The organism is Clostridium sp. Cult2 (assembly GCF_021655075.1).
In the GTDB taxonomy this organism is placed as follows: Bacteria; Bacillota; Clostridia; order Tissierellales; family Tepidimicrobiaceae; genus Schnuerera.
In genome coordinates this window covers 1-18,785 of the sequence record NZ_PPXX01000013.1, presented here as the reverse complement: position 1 = coordinate 18,785, position 18,785 = coordinate 1, and the positions used below count along the sequence as shown (strand labels likewise).

Below are 18,785 nucleotides of genomic sequence, written 5' to 3'. Positions count from 1 at the left end.
GAATATCACCTATTTATATTATACATAATATTTCTATTAACTGAAAATAGATTTTACACCCAAAATAATAACAAAAACAAAACTGACTATACTAGCTATCAATATATAGTCAATTTTGTTTAAGCTATTATAGTTTTTTTCATCATTTAATAATAAAGTTAAAGAATTAATATATTCATTATAATTCATAAATTTACCCTTCAATCCATTTATTAAAAATTGTATTTCTTTTCTTTTTAAAGTCAATCTATGTACTTGCTCTATAATCTGCTCTAGATTAAATATTAATGGATTATATTCTTTCCTACCTATTAGAGACACCATAATCATAGTTATGCTAAACAACATAATGGTTTCCTGATTATAATAATTCTTTATACCCCATGAATTAATATTGTAAGTGGGAGTATATTCCTTAGTAGGCATGCCTATTTCTGTTAAGCTACCAAAATCAATAAAATAGACTTTCCCTTTTTTATCTATTATTATATTCTCTAATTTAACGTCTGTATATCTATATCCTAATATATTTATTCTCCTTAAAATATTTGCTAAAATCAATCCTATTTTGAATACTGTTTTAGAACTAATTTCTTTATGAATACTTATTTCCTTTAAATTATTCCCATGGATATAGTCCATTACAATAAAATGAAATGTTTCACCTCCAATCCACCAATCATCAAAATCATATGCTCTTGGTATAAAATCCAATCCGTTTAACTTTACCATTGCATTATACTCATTAGTTATAGAAAGTAAATCTTTTGAAATCTTAATGGCTCTAATATTACCATTTTCATCTATTGCTCCATATACCTTACCAAAACTTCCTGAACCTATAATATTAATTAATTTATATTCCTTTCCATTCCACTTTCCTCTTATTGTCATCAAACCACCTAAACTATATATTGATTTATAAAATGTTCTTCATCATCTTTAGCAAATGTTCTTATTGCCCCTTCAATAGCATAACCTGTAGGAGTAGTTCCACCTGTATCTATACTTTGAATTTTCCCCTTTAATTCATCTATATCCAAAGTAAAATCACATAACAACTGATAATGACCATTTTCACCAGGAAAAATCATAAATCCTATATGGTTTTCTCCTTTTCTTTCTTTCAAAAACCTTAGTAATTGATATATACTTTTTCGAGCTATAGCAATCTTGTTTTTCATGCTACCGCTTGTGTCCAATAGTATTAAACATTTTAAATAAATTTCATTTCCTATTTTATCTATCATATTTATTATCTTATTTCTATCATTAGGACTCATCTTATATAAATCCAAATCCATAATCTCTTTCAATTCATTACTTACTACTTCCTGTATGGAGTCATATACAGAATTTATAGTAACTCTACTTAATGTCTCAGAAAGATTGTCTAGATTGGTTAATTCACATATTCCTCCTCCTTTTTCAGCTATATTTTCCAATTCCAATATGGAATCTTCCTTTTTACCATTGTCAATAATTCCTATGGTATTCACTTTTATATTCTTATTCAGTGCTATCTCTGCAATACCAGCTGGTTCTGGCCCTACATTGGATTGACCATCGGATATAAGAATAATTTGATTTAACACATATACACCTCCTTGAGATTTTTATTTGGATTATTGACAATTTTATAAAATATATACTCTTTTATCCTTTATACGGTTTTCCAAACCTTTGTTACCAATAGAGTCATATCATCTCTAATCTTATTACCACTTGCTTCTTTTGCTGCATTCATTATTTCATCTGCAATCTTCTTAGGGTTTAAGTTTTTTATTCCAGCAATTATATCTTTCATCCATCTTTCTGCATTTTCCGAAGTTTCATTTGCTTCTAATACACCATCAGACATCATGATAATAATATCTCCATCTTCCAGATATTCTTCATAAATATTAAAATCTACATCTTTTAAGATCCCTACTGGCAAAGACTGATTATTTATAATTTCTACTCTATCCTTTTTTCGAATAAAGGTTGCAGGTGCTCCAGTTTTTATTATCTGCAATTTCCCAGTATATAAATCTATTAAGGATATATCCAAAGTAGTAAATAATTCATCGTTAGATTTTAACATAAGTATGGAATTAATAGTTTTCAAGGCTAATTCCTTATCAAATTTAGCCTCTAAAAACTTTTCCAGTAAATTTATTGCTATACCACTTTCATTACTAGCCTTTTTACCTACTCCCATTCCATCACTAAGAGCTACAAAATAATTATTTTCTCCTTCTCCGAAAGTGTAGTTATCACCTGATACTTTGTTGTAATAATTGGACTTTGAAACCACTTCTGTTAATGCATTATATCGATTACTCCTTATCAGTTTAAATCTTTGCCTTTCTTTCTTAGACTGACTTATATTAAACTCCCCTTTTAATGTAACTCCCAAAGTGTCAGAAACTATTCTCCTAATATTCTCCTGACTATTTTCCTTTTTATATGGTTTATCAACTTCTACATATACCTCAATATTATGGTCTTCTAATTCTGCCACAATAACCTCTTTTACGTTTACCTTATTATTCTTTAAATTGGATAATACCCTTTCTTCTACATCATCTTTAAATATAGGATTAATGTATATATCCTTGGCCATATCTTCCATTATTTTTGCTACTCCTTCCAACTGTTCAGAGACCAGTAACCTATTTTCAACTATTTTATCTTTCCACATGTTGTTAATCTTAAACTTTTCAAAATGACTTTGTATTTCTTTTTTTATTTCTCTTTTATTTATACAATAATCTTTAATCAATTGAGGCAGATTTTCATCCTTTAAAGGTACCTTCTCTTCTAGCAAACTGATTATTTTAAACATAGAATGATAGGTGGAATAAAATCCTTCTTCCCAACAAAATTTCCTCATACCACAATTAGAACATATTGAATTAGCCACATTGTCAATTAATTCATAAATTTCTTTTACATCATAAGTATTATTATTCTCTACTGAACTTTTAAAAGTCTCTCCTAATTCTTTAAACACCTGAGATATTTCATTTAATCTTTTAACAGTCATCTCATCTTTCCTATGAGAATAAGTCTTTTCTTTAGACCTTCTTGTGATAAATTCCATATAATCAGATAAATAGTAGTTTAATGGTTTATACAGAAGACTAAAAAGAATAATAGATATAATCAATTCTTTTACATAGAGAAAACTTATGCCATATCCACTAATATAGAAAGATATAATTCCATTTCCTAACAAGAATCCTAAGACAGAGCCTGTCCTCCCTAAATCTTTAAAAACCCCTGCCAATAAACCAGATAACCCATATATAGCAAGAAGAAAGGGCATCTCTGGTTGAGATATATAGGATATCATTCCCAAAACCATTCCCATAGTACCTCCTATAAAAGCCCCTTCTGTATATCCAAAAAACAAAATAAATAATATACTTATAATATTTTTTATAGAAGCATCCAATATGGTAAGATTATGAAAACCTGATAGCACTAAGGCTAAAGTGATGAAAATACATATTACCCTTTCATTGGTATAAGTTTTACCTATGTTTCCCATAGAAAAATTATAGGAAAATATATAGGTTAGAGTAAACACTACCAATCCTTCAAAAATAACAATAAACAAATCATAAATAAATACATTTTTAAACATCAGTAAAAATATAGATTTAATTAGTATAAAAATACTCCCTGCAATAATGGATGATTTTATAGATGAAAAAGATTTTATGGATTTTAACCTATTGAACAATATCCAAATGGAAGCTGATGCAATTATATAGTCTATCCCCTTTAATCCATGAAAAGAAAGTATCCCCAATATTATAGAAATAAAAATAAATCCACTAGACCTTCCCGATAAAATGTAGGCTGCCATAAAGGTTATACCAAATGGAGTTAAATTATCCATAATACTAGCTCTACTAATGAAAAAAGCTAAGACAACAAGTAGTATGTAATCCCAATTGAGGTCTATCATTCTACTTTGCTTTTTACCTTTAGATAAAATATATTCTGCCTTTAACATTTTTATTCCCCCCGAATATTAGTATTTTGAATACATATTATCAGAAAGGAAGAAAATATTTTGTCAATCCTTCTTGCATAAACACAAGAAATTTTTGACATAAAACATTTATATATTCTGTTATCTTCTAATCTAAAGAAAGGGAACAACAAGGCTTATCTTTAGCAAAATACCAGTTAGAAACCATGAAAAAAAATAAATACATCTAATGTATATATTTGTATAATATCTTGTATATGGCATTCTAGTTATTAAACATGCCTAACAATACTTAATGTGAAGATTAGGTTAATTTTACGAACAAATAAAAAAACCGGATTAATCCGGTTTTATAAGTCCATGCTTCTCCCTCTATACTTTTGGCCAAGTCCTCTCCTACCTTCTCGCATCTTCAACTGATCTTGCTTTTCATTGCTATCCTTTAAGAACTTAGACAACTTATCTTCAAAAGACATGTACTTTTGCTTTTCATCAGTTTTATCCCAATCAATTTCAATAGGATTGTTTGTTTTAGGTTTGGCTTGTCTAATGGAAAGGCTTATTTTGCCATCCTCAGAGATTGATAATATTTTTACTTTAACTTTCTGGTCTTTTTTCAAGTAGTCGGCTACTTTTTCAACATAGTCATCAGATATTTCTGAAATATGCACCAGACCACTTTTACCTTGTGGTAATTGTACAAATGCACCAAAGTTTGTAATACCTGTGACTCTGCCCTCAACTACTTTTCCAACAGTTACGGGCATAAATAAACAATTCCTCCTTATAAAATATATTCTTTATCTAGTATATATTAGAAAATCGTTATTGTCAATAAATTCTACTTCCTAAAGAAGTTAAAAAGACTTTTATCTTTGTTTTTATCAATATAAATTATTTCTCTTGGTCTTACCATTCTTAAATCTTCTCTGGCGATCTTTTCTACAAAGGTCAGAGAATCTTTGTTTTCAATTTCTTCACTCAATTCTTCTATTTCTTCTTTTAGTAGAGTTATTTCATCTTCCTCTTTTATCCTTTTGCTATTTAAATCTTTAATCATAATACTTTGGCTAATTAGAGTTTTACCAATCCAAAAAACTATAAGCAAAATAATTAAATGTATTAATCTAAAACCTGATTTTCTCCTTCCTTTTTTTTTCATAATACCACCACCTATTTAGTATATTCTACATTCTTTTAAAAAATCCTTTATTTTTTATTAGAAATAATTTTTTTATATCTTTTTATTTCACTTATAGCTTCCTTTGGAATTTTTCTTATTCTATTTATTCTTTTTATTCTAGGTGATAATAAATTTTTAATATGTTTAAAAGGTAATTTAATTATTGCAAAAATTTTCTTCACTATAGTTATAATCCCATCAAATATTTTCATCCAAAATGGAAATAGTACCTTACTCAATATCTTTAAATAAATAAATCCTCCAATAAAGAATCCTATAAAAATATATCCCCTTAAACTTCCCCAATTACTTTTATAAATAATATAAAAAAATATAAATGATACTCCAATCCAAAATAACAAATCTTCTATAATAGTAACTATTTTTCTAGGCTTAAAATAATGTCTAGTTACCCTGTATATATCATAGGCTAGCCCTGATATCAATCCTCCATATATGGAAGTTAAAAATATATAAAGTTGAATCTTTATAGTAGTTTCCATATTAGGCTCCTAAATATTATTTAAAAATCTTCCCAATGATATTTCCTTTTTGGGATAAGTCCTTGTCTACATAGTTGATACCATTAATAATACCATCTATTTTTACATTACCATCATCTAAATTTAACTTCCCTACATTAAGTCTTTCTCCTTTAATAACCATACCTCCTTTAATGGTTCTAAGGATTATTGTATTGTCATTAAAACTCTCTACCTGTTCAACACCTGTAATTGTGACTTTATTCCTATCCTCCACTAAAATATTTTGATTTTTAAAATTAGTCTTTATTTCAGTCATATTCATCCCCCCTACTCTTTTCTTTACTAATATTTATGAAAAAAAAAAGGCTTTTAGAACAAAGCCTTTAATCTATAGGTTTATATAATTCCGTTGCCTTATTCTTCTTTACATTATCATCGACCTTTAATACTTCAACCTTCATAGCGCCTGTGTCAAAGTTAACCTGAACAATATCTCCTACATTAACTTCATCTCCTGGTTTAGCCAATTTCCCATTTATTAAAACTCTTCCCTGTTCACAGGCTTCTTTTGCCACAGTTCTCCTTTTAATTATTCTAGAATTCTTTAGGTATTTATCAATCCTCAAACAATTTCCCTCCTTATTACAAAAAAAATCAGGTCAAAGACCTGATCTTTTTTACTTATTTACAGCTTCCTTTAATCCTTTTCCTGCTTTAAATACTGGAGCTTTTGAAGCTGGTATTTGGATTACTTCTTCTGGGTTTCTAGGATTTCTACCCTCTCTTGCTTTTCTATCTCTTACTTCAAAAGTCCCAAATCCAACTAATTGTACTTTTTCACCATTTGCTAATGTTTCTTGTACTACATCCATAAAAGCATTTAATGCGCCCTCAGCATCCTTTTTAGTCAAATTACTTTTTTCTGCTATGCTAGCAACTAATTCAGCTTTATTCATAATTTAATTCCTCCTCTTATCCTAATCTTAATCCTTCTTTATTAAGTTATTCTATATTGATTTTAAAAATCCTTCTTCTGATACCATATTTTTTATAAAATAGCTAATATTTATGTATTTTAGCTTCATTCCATAGTATATCCATTTCTTCTAAAGTCATTTCTTCTAACTTTTTACCCATTTTTCTACTTTTTATTTCCATAATCTCAAATCTGTCAACAAATTTACTTATTGTTTTGTTTAATGCAACTTCAGGGTTTACATTTAAAAATCTGCATACATTAACTACTGCAAATAATAAGTCTCCTAATTCTTCTTCTACTTCCCCTACATCACCACCTTCAATAGCATTAATGGATTCAATAACCTCATAATATTCTTCCTTTACCTTGTCTAGGGCTCCATCCACATTGTACCAATCAAAACCAACTTGCCCTGCTCTTTCTTGAACCTTATAGCTTCTCATTAATGAAGGAAGTTTAGGTATGTCTTTTAAGATATCAGTATAAGTAGAAATCCCTCTCTCCTTATACTTCAGTTTATTCCAATTATATACTACTTCTTCAGATTTTTCTACTTTTTTTTCACAAAAAACATGAGGATGTCGAAAAATTAATTTTTTATTTAGTTCAGTTGTTACATGGTAAAGGTTAAACTTACCTTCCTCTGAGGCTATTTCACAATGAAATATTATCTGAAAAAGGAGGTCTCCCAACTCTTCAATCAAGCCATCAATATCTTCTCTATCAATTGCATCTACTACCTCATAGGCCTCTTCAATAACAGATTGTCTTATAGATTGATGGGTCTGTTCCTTATCCCAAGGACAACCCTTTTCACTTCTCAATATTTTCATTGTATCTATAATATCGGCAACATCGTATATTTTTTTAATTATTTTGTCCACTTTAGGAATATATATACTCGTTAGTGAGTCTATTCTAGGGATTCTATCCAATTCGTAAATGGGAATTTTAGAAAGCTTTTCATCTCCTTTTACTCCTGCTCTATTGATTACATAAATTTCATATTCATCACCGTATACCTCAGAAAGTACAAGCTTTATATCAGAGGCAACCCTTCTATTATATACTTGAGTTATTATATAATCAATGTTAATATCTATATCATTCATATCAAACATGGTTCCATCTACTATCTTCAGTCCATCAATGGGATCTCTTTTCAATAATTCAATTGTTGGTTCTATAAAACTAATTCCTGTCAATAATTCGATATCTAAATCCTCACCTTCTTTTTCCAACAAAATTTCTACAGTTTTCTCTGCAACCATAGGATTCCCAGGAACTAAATAGTTAATGGCCTTATAGGTTTTTGCTTTATTTACTAAATCATTTACAATGTATTTATAAACGTCTAAAAATTCCTCTTCCTTATCATAAACATAGTCGTAAGATTCATAAGGTATATCATTATCTTGAAAAAATTTTACCGTAGGATGCTTTTCTGTCCTTAGATAGTTTTTATCTCCACTTTTTATTCTATCTACCACTCCTAAGGTTAGAGAATCAATATCCCCCGGTCCTAATCCTAAAATATATATTTTCCCCATATCTATTACTCCTTTGTATTTTGTTAATTCATCTTTTTAACATTTTAAATTTTGCAAGTTTGTTAGCTATTTTATCTCCTTTTGGAAATAGATTAAAATCTTCTTCGGTTACCGAACCTGTAACTATAAGAAGTACAAAATAAGCTATTGCTGCAACAATTATAGCAATTACAGTAGATAATTTATCCCCGGTAATATTTATTAAACTAGTATAAACTAACTTTGCAACTAATGCCATTCCTATAGCTGACATTAATGGTTTAATAAGCATCTCATTCCTACCTAATTTTAATCTAGTATACTTGCGAACAGCAATTAAGTCAAGTAATGCAGCTATTAAATATGCGCTCACAGTGGATATAGCTGCCCCTTTTACATTTATAGCTTTAATTCCTGTTAAGGTATAGGTTAAAAATACTTTCACTACTGCTCCTATAGCTAAATTAACAACAGGTACTAATGGTTTACCTAATCCTTGCAATATAGCTGTCAAGGATTGAACCAAAGTCAAAAATATAACTCCAAAGGAAAGTATGGATAGTATTTCCCCAGTACTTACTATTTCCCCTTGAGTTAGCTTATAATACAATAATCCTATAATTGGTCTTGCAAGAACAAATAAGCCAAAAGCGGAGGGCAATCCTATTAGCAAAGTAATCCTTATGCCAGAGGAGGTAATGTTTCTTATTTCTTTATAATTTTTCTTTGTATTAGCTGTAGCTACAGCAGGTACCAAAGATATACCCAAAGCTGTAGAAAAAATCAAGGGTAAATTAATTAAAGTTTGGGCATGGCCTGTAAGTTGTCCATACAACGCATTGGCTTCTTCCTTGCTAAATCCTATACTTTTTAATCGTTTAAACACCAATAACGTATCTATAGAGTTCATTATAGGCACAATAGCTGCACCTATGGTTATAGGAATAGCTATAACCAATAAATCTTTTATTATCTTGTTTACTGGTTCTTCTTCTGCATTTAAACTACTTCTTATTTCTTCTTTGATTCCTCTCCTCTTGATAAAATAAATAAACATCATGGTAATAGCACCTATTATAGCTCCTATAGAACCTCCAAAAGAAGCTCCTCCTGCTGCTATAGGTAACCCCCTATCCAATAGATAGTAGGTGACTAATAAGCCTACAGCAACTCTAAACATCTGCTCTACAATCTGAGATAGGGCAGTTGGAGTCATAGTCTGTCTCCCTTGAAAATATCCTCTAAAAGCTGCCATAATAGGTACAAAAAACAGAGCTGGTACTAATGCTATAAGAGCATAATAAGCATCTTCATTTCCCAAGGATTTGACAATGTTTTTTGCATTCATAAAGACGAATAAAGATGTAAGTGCTCCAGCTATCAATAATCCTAAAAAAGCCACCTTAAACACCTTATGAGCTCCCCTATAATCCCCCAGAGCTCTTTTTTCTGAAACCAGCTTTGCTACAGCTACGGGAAAACCAGCTGTTGATATGGTTAACAGTAATACATAAAGAGGATAAGCAGTTTGATAGTATCCAATCCCCTCGCTCCCAAGTATATTGTTAAGAGGTATCCTATAAAAGGCCCCTAATACTTTCACAATTGCACCAGCAATACCAAGAATTGCTGCACCTTTCAAAAAATTGTCCTTATTCATTATTACATTTCCCCCTAATATTTAATACAAACTAAACCTATTATACCAAAAATAAATTTAATATAATATAGTATAATGCTATAATTGCTAAAATAATACAGCCTACCAAATTTGGTAGGCTTTTTTAACTTTCCATCTGCTTTGATAAAAATCCTGCTGCAGTTTCTAAGAGCTTTACTTCAATTTCACCCATAACTGCATTAGGTTCCCTCGACATTAGTATTACAGTCCCTATAGGATCCCCTTGCATAATTATTGGCGCTATTGCCTGAGCAGTATACTCTTCATAGCTTTCATCTTCATAAAATAATTTTATAGGTTTATCAGTATCTTTTGTCAAATAAGTATTTCTTGATTCCATAATCCTTTCTAATTCTGGACTTATTCTTTTATCAAGGTACTCTTTTTTTGAGCCCCCAGCAATAGCAATTATATGATCCCTATCTGAAATAATGGCAGTAAATGTTGTAGCTTCATATAAGGACTCACAATATTCATTAGCAAATTCATTTAATTCTCCAATAGGAGAGTACTTTTTAAGTATTACTTCACCTTCTCTATCAGTAAATATTTCTAGTGGATCTCCTTCTCTTATTCTCAAGGTCCTTCTGATTTCTTTAGGTATAACAACCCTTCCTAAATCATCTATACGTCTAACTATACCTGTTGCCTTCATCTTTTCCCTCCTCAAGAAAATTTATTGTGTATTTATTATTTTACTAATAGGAAATTTTTATACATTTATGGTAATCTTAAGTTAAAGTATTTACATTAATTGAAAACCTCCACTACAAAGTGGAGGTTTTGTTAATTCTTTTCATTGTTTTTGCTATCTTTATTCATATATATTTTTATATCCGCTTTTCCCTTTAAATCCGATATCTTTTTAAGGTATTTATCCTGTTTCAATGCTGAAATTACATCTTCCTTTAATTCCTCGTAACTATCCTTTCTATCTTCTAATAAAATAATATGGTATCCCAATTCAGTTTTTACTAATCCACTTATCTCCCCTATTTTTAAATTAAAGGCTACATCTTCAAGTTCTCTATATTCTTCTAATAATAAACCTCGAGTAAAATAGCCTAAATCTCCACCTTGTACTGCTGAATCACCATCTGCAGATTCAGTAGCAACTAAGCTGTGAAAATCTTCCCCATCTTTTAGTTTTTCTAATACCCTATAGCCATCTTCTTCAGATTTAACTAAAATATGGCTCGCCCTAACCTTTTCAAAAGAAGCCTTGTTTTTTTCATAGTATTCCTTTATTTCTTCCTCAGACAAATCCACTTTACTAAAAAAATCTTCCATATGCTTTTCAAATATCAATCCTCTTTTTAAATCTCTTTTGAAAACTTCTTCTGTAATACCATTATTATCTAAGTATTCCTTATATTGCTTTTCTCCTCCTAATTCAGATATAAATCGACTTTTAAGGGCTTCATCTACATCTTTATCTATAACTGATATATTCATATTATCCAGTTCCTTAGATATTATCTTTTCTATAATCAATGTTCCTAATAAGTCTTCTCTTAATACATCCTCATAGACTTTATTGTCTCCCATTTCTTGAGTTAGTATATCTTCTCCATATTGTTTTTGACGAACTTTTTTTGCAAATTCAAAATCCTCATCAAATTCTTCTTGAGTAATCACTTCTCCATCTACTTTAGCTACTATACCTTCATCCTTCTCTTTATTAACGCAACCTGAAATAGACCAAGACATTATACCGATTATTACTACTAATATTATTAGTCTTTTATTTAGCCTAAACACTTAAAACATCCTCTCTAAGTAAGTATACTTATATTATATAGCATTTTTTACATTATGGAAACCTATAATTTTTTCAATCAATCCTCTCAAATCAGACAACAAATCTACACTAAATCTATAATTAAAAGAAGGAGTATTGGATAAATCAAAATTGATTTTCCTTCCATATGTTTCAGATAAGTAATGAATCAAATCTGGAGATATATATTCAATAGAACTAAATTCCAAAATTATTATATTTCCAACCTGACTAATGTTCTTAATATGATATTGACTTGCATTATTTTTAATATAGGAAATATCCATTAAATTCTTCACTTCTTTAGGTATATCACCAAATCTATCAATTAACTCATCTATTAATTCACTATAATCTTCCTCATTTTTAATAACAGCAATTTTTTTATATATTTCAATTTTTTGCTCCTCATCTTCAATATATTTTGAAGGTATATATCCATCTATGGTCAAATCGATAGTCGTATCTATAGTTTCCTCGTAATCTTCTCCTTTAATCTTCTTAATAGTTTGATTCAAAAACTTAACATAAAGATCATAACCTATAGCTTCAATATGTCCATGTTGCTCTACTCCCAAAAGATTTCCCGCTCCCCTTATTTCTAAATCTCTCATAGCAATTTTAAACCCAGAACCAAACTCAGTAAAATCCTTTATGGCTCTTAACCTTTTTTCTGCAATTTCTGTTAATACCTTGTTCTTCTCATAAGTAAAGTATGCATAGGCAACTTTGTTTGTCCTTCCAACTCTACCCTTTAATTGATAGAGTTGGGATAGTCCCATTTTATCTGCATTGTATACAATAATAGTATTTACATTGGATATATCTAGACCTGTTTCAATAATAGTCGTACATACTAATACATCATATTCATTGGATACAAATTTCATCATAACATTTTCTAGTTCTCTTTCACCCATTTGTCCATGTCCTATTATAATATTAGCTTCTGGTACCAATTTTTTTAGCTGTAATGCTATCTTATCAATGCTTTCTACTCTACTATATACAAAATAAACTTGACCTCCCCTTTCTATTTCCTTTAAAATAGCTTCCCTTATCATTGCTTCATTAAACTCTACTACATAGGTTTGTACTGGATATCTTTCCTCAGGAGGTTCATCAATTAAGCTCATATCCCTAATCCCAATAAGAGACATATGAAGAGTTCTTGGAATAGGCGTTGCAGTAAGGGTTAGTACATCTACATTCTCTTTCAATTTCTTCAAGGTTTCCTTATGTTTAACCCCAAACCTCTGTTCCTCATCTACTATGAGAAGCCCTAAATCCTTAAAAATTACATCCTTAGATAATATTCTATGAGTGCCTACCACAATATCAATGGTACCCTTTCTAAGTCCATCAATAGTATCTTTCTGTTCCTTAGCAGTTCTAAATCTACTCAACATAGCTGCATTTACTGGAAAAGTACCAAATCTCTCCATTATGGTATTATAATGTTGTTGAGCTAATATGGTAGTAGGTACCAAAAATGCTACTTGTTTCCCATCCATTATAGCTTTGAAAGCACCTCTTAATGCTACCTCCGTCTTGCCATAACCTACATCCCCACATAATAATCTATCCATTGGTTTTTGCTTTTCCATATCCTTTTTGATATCTTCTATACTTTTAATTTGGGCATCAGTTTCCTCATAAGGAAATAAATCTTCAAACTCACTTTGCCACACTGTATCCTTTGAGAAGGCATACCCTTTTAAACTTTCCCTTTTGGCGTACAGTTCTAACAGGTCTTTAGCCATATCTTCTACAGCCTTTTTTGCCCTCTGCTTAGTTCTAGCCCATTCTATACTGCTTAGTTTGTTAATCTTTGGCTTTATAGAATCTGCACCTATATACTTTTGTATTAAATTCATCTGGTCTATAGGCACATATAGTTTGTCGTTCCCCTTATATCTAATGGTCAAATAATCCTTAATTATACTCTGGATATTTAATTGTTCAATCCCTTCATACTGTCCAATACCATGATTTTCATGGACTACAAAGTCTCCTATTTTCAAATCTGAAAAGCTAATGATATCCCCTTTAGACTTCCTTTTGCTCTTACGTGCCTCCTTAGAAGAACCAAAAATTTCTCCATCAGTAATAATAGCCATTTTAATATCTGGATACTCGAAACCTTCGTTAATACTACCAGAAGTTATAATTACTTGGTTTGATTTAATACTACGTTTTTCATCTTCTACAAAGCTACATACAAGGCCTAAATCCATTAAAGTAGATTGTAGCCTTCTTCCTCGTTCTTTAGTTCCTGATAAAATTATAATCCTATAACCTTTATATTGATAGTGATTTAATTCTTCTTTTAATAGATTCATATCATTATGAAAAGATTGCATGGATTTTGTTGTAAATCTTATTAGGGACTCAGGATTAAATTTGGAATTGCTCTTTAACAATGCTGAATTCACTATACAAACATTTTCTTTTGCATTGTCCACTATATCCGTGTATTCATAATTAATATTCTCATGACCTGGAAGAACTTCTCCAGCTTCTAAAACATAAGAGTATTTTAGTAAAAATTGTTCCCTAATATTTTTAACCCTTTCTTCTATCCTTCTTGGTTCATCAATAAATACCACACTATTATCTTTAAAATACCTAAATATATTTGACAAATATTCTTTAGGTATATAAGGAATAATCATATCCATGTTCGAAATATATAATTTTTCATTAAGTTCCTCAAGATAACCCATAAACTTATCTTCTATATTTTCTCTAACTTTAGAGCCTTTTTCTAACCTATTAGTTGCACTTTTTAAAGCCCTTTCCATACTTTTAATAATATTATCCATATAGTCATCTAAGATTAATACTTCTTTTGCTGGTGATACAAATATAGAATCAATCATTTCTAAAGACCTTTGAGTTTCTATATCAAATGTTCTTATGGAGTCAATCTCATCATCGAACATCTCAATTCTATAAGGGTTTTCATTATTAGGTGGAAATATATCAATTATTCCTCCTCTTATACTAAATTGTCCTATTCCTTCTACCATACTTTTTCTTTCATAACCACAAGTTAGAAGCTGTGTTGCTAATTGTTCCAACAATATTCTACTTTTTGAATTGATTTTTATTGATTCTCTTTTAAATAATGTAGGATTTATGAGTTTATTTAATACTGCCTCAATATGAGCAACAACAATTACTGGTTCTCCTTCAACCAAACGAGAAAGGACTTTTAATCTTTCATTAGCTCTTTCAGAGCTAATAGCATCTACTTTGTAAAACAATATATCTTTATTTGGGAATATCTCTACCATGTGCTCATCAAAGTTCTTAATATCCTCATAAATTCTCTTAGCTTTCATTTCATCATAAGTAAGTATCAAAATTTGCTTGCCTAAATGTTGATTTAGGGCATAAGAAATATGCCCTATATTCTGATCAATAATCCCGTAAGTTGATATAGGGCTCTTCTTTTCTTCTATATTCTTAATCAATTCTTTGTAAGAAGCTAAGTTTTTCAAAGAATCAATAAACATGTTTTCCATTATATCAGCGCTCCTTAACTTTAACATAGGCCTTAAGCCCAGGAATTATTCCTGGGCTTGTTCTATTTTTTATTGAATTCGTTCATTGCTCTATCTATATCATAAGCTATAATTGTTTCTATGGCCAGAGCAGCTTTTTCTATAGCAGAGTCTATGTCCATTCTTTCATCTTTATTGAATCTACTTAAAACAAAATCTGCTAAATCTTGTCCTCCTCTTTTATTTCCTATTCCAATCTTTACCCTTGGGAAATCCTCCGATTGAAGATGATAGATTATAGATTTCAATCCATTGTGGGAACCAGCACTACCTTGCTTTCTAATCCGAATGGTTCCAAATTCTATATCTATATCGTCCACTGCAACTATTACATTCTCCAAGGGCAGTTTATAGAAATTGCACAAGTCTAATAAAGCCATGCCACTATTATTCATATAGGTTTGAGGTTTCATTAGTATTACTTTTTTACCCCCAATGTATCCTTCTCCATATATTGATTTATACTTTATCTTATTTATTATAATATTATTCCTATTGGCTAATAAATTTATAGTATCAAAACCAACATTATGTCTAGTATTAGAATAATCCTTACCAGGGTTTCCCAACCCAACTACTGCAAACAATTCATCACCTCTTGAATTAATCAAATAATATGCTTACAGACTCATTAAAATGAATTCTTCTTATTGCTTCAGCAAAAATAGGCGCTACACTCACTACTTCAATCTTGTCAATTCTTTTGCTCTCTGATAAAGGTATAGTATCCGTTGCTATGAATTTTTCAATTACTGAGTTTTCAATTCTTTCAATAGCTGGTCCTGATAGTACTGGATGAGTAGCACAACAGTAAACAGTTTTGGCTCCATAGTTTTTTAATACTTGAGCTGCTTTAGTTATTGTCCCTGCTGTATCTATTATATCATCCACTATTATAACATTTTTCCCTTCAATATCTCCAATGACATTCATTACCTCTGAAACATTGGCTTTTGGCCTTCTTTTCTCTATAATAGCTATAGGTAAATCTAGTAGATTGGCAAAATTTCTCGCTCTAGCTACTCCACCTAAATCTGGAGATACTATAACAGTTTCTCTATCAACAATATCTTTGAAATATTCTGCTAAGATGGGTACACCAGATAAGTGATCCACAGGAAGATTAAAATATCCTTGAATTTGTCCTGCATGTAAATCCATACTTACTACCCTATCTATACCAGCTACAGTTAACAAATCTGCAATTAATTTTGCAGTAATTGGTTCCCTTGCCTTTGTTTTTCTATCCTGTCTTGCATAACCATAGTAAGGGATTACTGCATTAATTCGCCCTGCAGAAGCTCTTTTAAAAGCATCTATAAGTATTAATATTTCCATTAAATTATCATTTACTGGAGTACAGGTAGGCTGAATAATAAACACATCACTACCTCTAACAGTCTCATCGATATTTACAAATATTTCTCCATCACTAAATCTACCTACTTCACAACAACCAAGAGGTACATTTAACTCTTTACATATGTTTTCTACCAATTCCCTATGAGCATTCCCAGAAAAAACTTTAATCTCACCTTTACGTAATTTCATTTTAAATTCCTCCTATCAGTTTACTTATCTTTTTTGTAACCTTTTTTTTCAACCCATCCATCTTTATTAACTTGTCTAGCCCTAGCAATGGATAGACTACCTTCTCCTACCTCTTCAGTTATAGTTGACCCAGCAGCTATATATCCCCATTCCTTCACAACTACAGGGGCAACTAAATTAGAATTACTACCAATAAATACATTATCTTCAACTAAAGATCTAAATTTTGAACGGCCATCATAATTCACAAATACCACACCACAACCCACATTTACATTTTTCCCTACATCTGCATCTCCTATATAAGCTAAGTGGCTAGCTTTGGAATTATCCCTAATTGTAGAATTTTTAACTTCTACAAAGTTTCCAATTTTCACATTCTTACCTAAATGACTATTAGGCCTTAAATGAGCATAAGGCCCTATTAAACACCCTTCTTCTACTAAACTTTCACTAATAGTTGAGGAGTATATTTCTACCTTATCCCCAATTTTGCTGTTTTCTATTCTACAATTTTCTCCTATTATACAATCTTCACCTATTGTAGTTTCTCCAACAATTATAGACCCTGGATATATTATACTATCTTTTCCAATATTAACATCTGGTTCTATGTAGGTATTTTCTGGATTTATTATTGTTACTCCATTTTCCATATGATTTTGGTTAATTCTATTTCTCATAATTTTTTCACAGAAAGCCAGTTGTATTCTAGAATTAATCCCATAAATTTCCTTTGGATTATCAACTACATAAGCCCCAACTTTAGACCCTTCTTCCTTTAAGATTGTAATCACATCTGTTATATAATATTCACCTTGAGCATTATCATCATCAATTTTCTCAAGAGCATATTTTAATTTATTGCCTTTAAAGCAATATATACCAGAATTAATTTCTTTTATATTCAATTCTTCTTCTGTTGCATCTTTATGTTCAACGATTTTAAGGATATGACCCTTTTCATCCCTAACTATTCTACCATAGCCTGTAGGGTCTTCAATATAAGCAGTTAACACTGTACCATCATAATCCTTTTCATTATGATAGCTTATAAGTGTTTCTATTGTTTTATCCGTTATTAGAGGAGTATCACCGTATAAAATAATCACAGTACTATCATCTTCTATATGGTCCATTGCTTGCATAACAGCATACCCAGTTCCATAGGGATATTCTTCACCTATAGGCTGAGTTTTAAATATGACATCAGAATCCATAAACTGTTCTTTTACCTTTTCCCCTCCATGACCTACTATTACATAATTTCTTTCTATATTAGCTTTTTTACTTACATTTATCACATATTCTAATATAGGTTTCCCACATATTTTATGTAGTACCTTAGGCATTTTGGATTTCATCCTTGTTCCTTCTCCTGCTGACAATATTATAGATATGTTCATAATAACACCTCATTTATATTTATCTATCCAAATTATATTTTAACCTATTTAATTTATAAGTCTACACTAATTATATAATTTTCTTGACAATCTTCACCTTTATTATAAATTTTTTATTTAAAAAGTAAAAAGGACCTTAAGGTCCTTTTTACTCAGATATTAAAATTTTTTCATATTCTTCAAAAATTGCATCTTGAATCTTTTTCCTAGTTTCTGCATTAATTGGATGTGCAATATCTCTAAATTCACCATCTGGCATTTTCCTACTAGGCATAGCAATAAATAATCCATTCTGTCCTTCAATTATCTTTATGTCATGTACAACAAACTCTTCGTCAAAAGTTACAGATACTATAGCCTTCATCTTTCCTTCTTCAGTAACTTTTCTAATTCTTACGTCAGTAACTTTCACAGCTTATGTTCACCACCTTCCATAGAAGCCAAAAAAATATTACCAAATATTCTCTATATTCTCTAAACTTTTTAAAAATCCTTCTTATTTTGGAAATTATTTTACTTTTTTTGATTTTTTATTTGATTATGATTAAAAAACATAGTTTTAGATATATTTATAATAGGATATTTAATATTAATATTATTTGATTAAAATCTGTGCCTTACAAATTTTGTAATA

Annotated in this window: 18 protein-coding genes; all 18 read right to left on the bottom strand. The window is 30.1% G+C overall.

Going from position 1 to position 18,785, the window contains the following annotated elements; all coding sequences use genetic code 11:
- Nucleotides 1–36 precede the first annotated feature (36 nt).
- Entirely contained in the window at nucleotides 37–894 is an 858-nt protein-coding gene (locus C3E90_RS01490; protein ID WP_236913776.1) for a protein kinase domain-containing protein, read from the bottom strand.
- 8 nt (nucleotides 895–902) lie between these two features.
- A complete protein-coding gene (locus C3E90_RS13440) occupies nucleotides 903–1,595 on the bottom strand; it encodes a vWA domain-containing protein (protein WP_236913775.1) in 693 nt (230 codons plus the stop codon).
- A gap of 68 nt (nucleotides 1,596–1,663) precedes the next feature.
- On the bottom strand, nucleotides 1,664–4,009 hold the full coding sequence (gene spoIIE / locus C3E90_RS01480) for a stage II sporulation protein E (protein ID WP_236913774.1): 2,346 nt from the start codon (nucleotides 4,007–4,009) through the stop codon (nucleotides 1,664–1,666).
- Nucleotides 4,010–4,338: 329 nt separating this feature from the next.
- Nucleotides 4,339–4,755: a S1 RNA-binding domain-containing protein gene (locus C3E90_RS01475; RefSeq protein ID WP_236913773.1), complete on the bottom strand. Its 417-nt coding sequence runs from the start codon at nucleotides 4,753–4,755 to the stop codon at nucleotides 4,339–4,341.
- A gap of 74 nt (nucleotides 4,756–4,829) precedes the next feature.
- Entirely contained in the window at nucleotides 4,830–5,150 is a 321-nt protein-coding gene (locus C3E90_RS01470) for an FtsB family cell division protein (RefSeq protein ID WP_236913772.1), read from the bottom strand.
- Between the two features lie 47 nt (nucleotides 5,151–5,197).
- Nucleotides 5,198–5,674, bottom strand: a complete 477-nt coding sequence (gene yabQ, locus C3E90_RS01465) for a spore cortex biosynthesis protein YabQ (RefSeq protein WP_236913771.1) — start codon at nucleotides 5,672–5,674, stop codon at nucleotides 5,198–5,200.
- 16 nt (nucleotides 5,675–5,690) lie between these two features.
- On the bottom strand, nucleotides 5,691–5,972 hold the full coding sequence (gene yabP, locus C3E90_RS01460; protein ID WP_236913770.1) for a sporulation protein YabP: 282 nt from the start codon (nucleotides 5,970–5,972) through the stop codon (nucleotides 5,691–5,693).
- 67 nt (nucleotides 5,973–6,039) lie between these two features.
- A complete protein-coding gene (locus C3E90_RS01455) occupies nucleotides 6,040–6,282 on the bottom strand; it encodes an RNA-binding S4 domain-containing protein (protein WP_236913769.1) in 243 nt (80 codons plus the stop codon).
- A gap of 51 nt (nucleotides 6,283–6,333) precedes the next feature.
- On the bottom strand, nucleotides 6,334–6,612 hold the full coding sequence (locus C3E90_RS01450) for an HU family DNA-binding protein (RefSeq protein ID WP_236913768.1): 279 nt from the start codon (nucleotides 6,610–6,612) through the stop codon (nucleotides 6,334–6,336).
- 103 nt (nucleotides 6,613–6,715) lie between these two features.
- Nucleotides 6,716–8,185, bottom strand: a complete 1,470-nt coding sequence (mazG, locus tag C3E90_RS01445; protein ID WP_236913767.1) for a nucleoside triphosphate pyrophosphohydrolase — start codon at nucleotides 8,183–8,185, stop codon at nucleotides 6,716–6,718.
- Between the two features lie 28 nt (nucleotides 8,186–8,213).
- Entirely contained in the window at nucleotides 8,214–9,824 is a 1,611-nt protein-coding gene (locus C3E90_RS01440) for a putative polysaccharide biosynthesis protein (RefSeq protein ID WP_236913766.1), read from the bottom strand.
- Between the two features lie 124 nt (nucleotides 9,825–9,948).
- A complete protein-coding gene (gene spoVT / locus C3E90_RS01435) occupies nucleotides 9,949–10,500 on the bottom strand; it encodes a stage V sporulation protein T (RefSeq protein ID WP_236913765.1) in 552 nt (183 codons plus the stop codon).
- Between the two features lie 131 nt (nucleotides 10,501–10,631).
- Nucleotides 10,632–11,606, bottom strand: coding sequence for a SurA N-terminal domain-containing protein (locus C3E90_RS13435; RefSeq protein ID WP_236913764.1), 975 nt, complete (start codon nucleotides 11,604–11,606; stop codon nucleotides 10,632–10,634).
- A gap of 33 nt (nucleotides 11,607–11,639) precedes the next feature.
- Nucleotides 11,640–15,155, bottom strand: a complete 3,516-nt coding sequence (gene mfd / locus C3E90_RS01425; RefSeq protein WP_236913763.1) for a transcription-repair coupling factor — start codon at nucleotides 15,153–15,155, stop codon at nucleotides 11,640–11,642.
- Between the two features lie 62 nt (nucleotides 15,156–15,217).
- Nucleotides 15,218–15,781 (bottom strand): aminoacyl-tRNA hydrolase, encoded by a 564-nt coding sequence (pth, locus tag C3E90_RS01420; protein WP_236913762.1) that lies wholly within the window; start codon nucleotides 15,779–15,781, stop codon nucleotides 15,218–15,220.
- A 16-nt stretch (nucleotides 15,782–15,797) separates the two neighbouring features.
- Nucleotides 15,798–16,745, bottom strand: a complete 948-nt coding sequence (locus C3E90_RS01415) for a ribose-phosphate diphosphokinase (RefSeq protein WP_236913761.1) — start codon at nucleotides 16,743–16,745, stop codon at nucleotides 15,798–15,800.
- Nucleotides 16,746–16,765: 20 nt separating this feature from the next.
- Nucleotides 16,766–18,151 carry a bifunctional UDP-N-acetylglucosamine diphosphorylase/glucosamine-1-phosphate N-acetyltransferase GlmU gene (gene glmU, locus C3E90_RS01410; protein ID WP_236913760.1) on the bottom strand — a complete coding sequence of 462 codons (1,386 nt, stop codon included), beginning with the start codon at nucleotides 18,149–18,151 and terminating at the stop codon, nucleotides 16,766–16,768.
- A 148-nt stretch (nucleotides 18,152–18,299) separates the two neighbouring features.
- The gene (spoVG, locus tag C3E90_RS01405; RefSeq protein ID WP_236913759.1) at nucleotides 18,300–18,563 is read right to left on the bottom strand and encodes a septation regulator SpoVG; all 264 of its coding nucleotides are present in this window, start codon (nucleotides 18,561–18,563) and stop codon (nucleotides 18,300–18,302) included.
- Between the last annotated feature and the right edge of the window lie 222 nt (nucleotides 18,564–18,785).

What these genes read in the sequence shown, in the direction of transcription:
- yabQ (WP_236913771.1), bottom strand. Translation starts at nt 5,674, where the DNA reads ATGGAAACTACTATAAAGATTCAACTTTATATATTTTTAACTTCCATA.
- C3E90_RS01475 (WP_236913773.1), bottom strand. Translation starts at nt 4,755, where the DNA reads ATGCCCGTAACTGTTGGAAAAGTAGTTGAGGGCAGAGTCACAGGTATT.
- mfd (WP_236913763.1), bottom strand. Translation starts at nt 15,155, where the DNA reads ATGGAAAACATGTTTATTGATTCTTTGAAAAACTTAGCTTCTTACAAA.
- spoIIE (WP_236913774.1), bottom strand. Translation starts at nt 4,009, where the DNA reads ATGTTAAAGGCAGAATATATTTTATCTAAAGGTAAAAAGCAAAGTAGA.
- C3E90_RS01470 (WP_236913772.1), bottom strand. Translation starts at nt 5,150, where the DNA reads ATGAAAAAAAAAGGAAGGAGAAAATCAGGTTTTAGATTAATACATTTA.
- C3E90_RS01440 (WP_236913766.1), bottom strand. Translation starts at nt 9,824, where the DNA reads ATGAATAAGGACAATTTTTTGAAAGGTGCAGCAATTCTTGGTATTGCT.
- C3E90_RS01415 (WP_236913761.1), bottom strand. Translation starts at nt 16,745, where the DNA reads ATGAAATTACGTAAAGGTGAGATTAAAGTTTTTTCTGGGAATGCTCAT.
- mazG (WP_236913767.1), bottom strand. Translation starts at nt 8,185, where the DNA reads ATGGGGAAAATATATATTTTAGGATTAGGACCGGGGGATATTGATTCT.
- spoVT (WP_236913765.1), bottom strand. Translation starts at nt 10,500, where the DNA reads ATGAAGGCAACAGGTATAGTTAGACGTATAGATGATTTAGGAAGGGTT.
- glmU (WP_236913760.1), bottom strand. Translation starts at nt 18,151, where the DNA reads ATGAACATATCTATAATATTGTCAGCAGGAGAAGGAACAAGGATGAAA.
- yabP (WP_236913770.1), bottom strand. Translation starts at nt 5,972, where the DNA reads ATGACTGAAATAAAGACTAATTTTAAAAATCAAAATATTTTAGTGGAG.
- C3E90_RS01450 (WP_236913768.1), bottom strand. Translation starts at nt 6,612, where the DNA reads ATGAATAAAGCTGAATTAGTTGCTAGCATAGCAGAAAAAAGTAATTTG.
- C3E90_RS01490 (WP_236913776.1), bottom strand. Translation starts at nt 894, where the DNA reads ATGACAATAAGAGGAAAGTGGAATGGAAAGGAATATAAATTAATTAAT.